The organism is Archangium sp. (genome assembly GCF_036388035.1).
In the GTDB taxonomy this organism is placed as follows: domain Bacteria; phylum Myxococcota; class Myxococcia; order Myxococcales; family Myxococcaceae; genus Archangium.
On sequence record NZ_DASVSO010000797.1, the window covers coordinates 1 to 2,980 of the forward strand.

At 70.1% G+C, this 2,980-nt stretch carries 3 protein-coding genes; all 3 read left to right on the forward strand.

Annotation, left to right across the window (positions count from 1 at the left end):
• Nucleotides 1-474: 16S rRNA (cytosine(1402)-N(4))-methyltransferase RsmH (gene rsmH / locus VF697_RS32765; protein WP_331101153.1), on the forward strand; the 474-nt coding region annotated here is incomplete at its 5' end.
• Nucleotides 471-887 carry a cell division protein FtsL gene (gene ftsL, locus VF697_RS32770; protein WP_331101155.1) on the forward strand — a complete coding sequence of 139 codons (417 nt, stop codon included), beginning with the start codon at nt 471-473 and terminating at the stop codon, nt 885-887. The genes rsmH and ftsL, both read left to right, overlap by 4 nt.
• A 14-nt stretch (nt 888-901) precedes the next feature.
• Nucleotides 902-2,908, forward strand: coding sequence for a penicillin-binding protein (locus VF697_RS32775; protein WP_331101157.1), 2,007 nt, complete (start codon nt 902-904; stop codon nt 2,906-2,908).
• Nucleotides 2,909-2,980: the final 72 nt, after the last annotated feature.

Genomic DNA, 2,980 nt, shown 5'->3' on the forward strand with positions numbered 1-2,980 from the left:
CTCGAGGAGTACGGCGAGGAGCCCTTCGCCCGGGCCATTGCCCGCGAGCTCAAGCGCACCCCGCCCACGCGCACCCTGGAGGCCGCCGAGGTCGTCAAGCGCGCCGTGCCGCGCAAGGCCTGGCCCAACAAGATTCACGTGGCCACCCGCACCTTCCAGGCGCTGCGCATGGCGGTGAACCAGGAGCTGGAGTCCCTGGAGTCGCTGCTCGCCGCGCTGCCCCGCCTGCTCAAGGTGGGAGGCCGCGCCGCCGTCATCTCGTTCCACTCGCTCGAGGACCGGAAGGTGAAGGAGACCTTCCGGGAACTGGTGGGCGCCTGCACGTGCCCGCCCGGGCTGCCGGTGTGCGCCTGCGGCTACCAGGGAGACTTCGCCCTGGTGACGCGCAAGGCCATCGCCGCCTCGGACGAGGAAGTTTCCGCCAACCCCCGTTCTCGCAGCGCGCACCTGCGTGCGTTGGAGAAGATCCGATGAGCCGCGCCAAGCCAACCTCGCGTGGAAGTGGCAGTGGGAGTGGTGTGTCGGTGGCCAGCGTGCTGCTGCACCTGCTGCCCGCCGTGTTCCTCTTCGCCCTCTTCGCCGGCGTGGGCATCCTCCACGTGACGAGCCGCGTGCTGGTGGTGGACATGGGCTACCGGCTGTCCAAGGCCGAGGCCGAGGAGCGGGCCCTCACCCGGGAGAACGACAGGCTGAAGCTGGAGCTCGCCACGCTGAAGAGCCCGGCGCGGCTGGAGAAGCTGGCGCGCGAGAAGCTCGGCATGTCCATGCCCTCGGGCCCGCTCGTCGTCGCCCTGCCGGCGGAGCTGCCGGGCAACAAGCGCACCACTCGCGTGGAGGCCCGCGAGGCCCGCGGCGTGCGAGTGGCGGAGCGCGCCGGAGCGCGCTGAGGGGGACTGTGGTCGTGAGGGATTTCAAGTCGGCGCGGGCTCCAGAGCCCACTCAGGGGAAGTGGCTTCGGCTGCGGGTGAAGCTGTTGGCCAGCTTCTTCGTGGCCCTGCTGGTGGCCGTCTTCGGCCGCGCCGTGTTCCTCCAGGTGTTCGAGCGCGACAAGCTGCGCGGGCTCGCCCAGGACCAGTACGTCCGGCAGATCGAGATTCCCGCCCGCCGCGGTGACATCTTCGATCGCCGTGGCACCCCGTTCGCCCAGAGCGTGGAGGTGGACTCCATCTGGGTGGACCCCTCCATGTTGCCGGACGTGAAGCAGGCCTCGCGTGCGCTGGCCAAGGCGCTGAAGCTGGACGTGGAGGACGTGCAGGCGAAGCTCGGTCGCGCCAAGCGCTTCGTCTGGGTGAAGCGCCAGGTGACGCCCCGCGAGGTGGAGGCCGTGAAGGCGCTCGGGCTGCCGGGCTTCGGCTTCACCAAGGAGCCCAAGCGCTTCTATCCGCAGAAGGAGCTGGGCGCGCACGTGGTGGGCATGGTGGGCCTGGACGGCCACGGCCTGGAGGGGCTGGAGCTGGCCTTCGAGGACGAGCTGAGCGGGCAGAACTCGCGCGTGTCCGGCTTCCGCGACGCCAAGGGCCGCAAGCTGCTCGTCACCGGCGCCCCGGACACCCTGGAGCGCCAGGGTGCCTCCGTCACCCTCACGCTCGACCGGCACCTCCAGTACGTCTCCGAGAAGGCCCTGTCGCGCGCGGTGGAGGAGGCCAAGGCGGTGGCGGGCATGGCCATCGTGTTGGATCCGAAGACGGGGGAGATCCTCGCCATCGCCAACCACCCGCGCTTCAACCCCAACACGCCGGAGAAGGAGGCCCGGGCCAGCATGCGCAACCGCGCCGCGCTCGACGCCTTCGAGCCCGGCTCGACGATGAAGGCCTTCGTCGTCGCCTCCGCCCTGGAGGAGAAGGTCCTCAAGCCCGACGACACCTTCTTCTGCGAGAACGGCTCCTGGCGGGTGGGCAAGCACACCATCCACGACACCCACTCGTACGGCTGGCTCACCCCCCAGCGCGTGCTGCAGGTCTCCTCCAACATCTGCGCGGCCAAGATTGCCCAGCAGCTGGGGCGCGAGCGGCTGGTGAAGAGCTACCACGACTTCGGCTTCGGCGAGCGCACCGGGCTGGCGCTGCCCGGCGAGGGCCGCGGCTCCATTCCCTTCCCCAAGGCCGAGGTGTCGCTGGCCACCCAGTCCTTCGGCCAGGGGATGTCGGCCACGGCGGTGCAGATGGCCGCCGCCTGGGGCGCGCTGGCCAATGGCGGCCTGCTGATGCGCCCCTACCTCGTCTCCAAGGTGGTGGACCCGGACGGGGTGGTGCTGCTGGAGAACCGGCCCACTGAGGTGCGCCGGGTCGTCTCGGCCCCCACCGCCAAGAAGGTCGTCTCCATGCTCGAGAGCGTGGTAGCCAAGGAGGGGACCGCCCCCAAGGCGGCCATGGAGGACTACCGGGTGGCCGGCAAGACGGGCACCGCCCAGAAGGCGGACCCCGTCGCCCGGGGTTATTCCGACAAGCGGCTCGCCTCCTTCGTGGGCATGGTGCCGGCCGAAAATCCGCGTGCCGTCATCCTCGTGATTGTGGACGAGCCCAAGACGGACGTGTACGGGGGACTCGTGGCCGCCCCTGCTTTCAAGGAAATCGCTACAGCCGCCATGGCTCACCTGGCCGTCCCGCCCTCGCGCGAGGTGCCGCTGCCGTCCACCGCTCTGCCGGTGGCGGCCGCCGCTTCTCCTCTGAAGGCGGAGCCGGTCCGGCCCATGGTGGAGGAAGTTCTCACCGAGAACGTGGAGCCCGGCTCCATCCGCGTTCCGGACGTCGTCGGCCAGGCAGGGCGTGATGCGGTGTCGAAGCTGCTCGCCTCGGCCCTGGAGCCTCAACTGTTGGGTAGTGGACGCGTGGTTGCGCAGAATCCCGCCGCCGGCTCGCTGGTGGAGAAGGGTGCGCGCGTGACGCTCGAGCTGGCAACGCGGCAATGAGGCCGCACCGGAGCTCGGTCTCGCGCTTGCAGCAGCATGTGAAGGGGAAACGATGAAGCTGACGGATGTCCT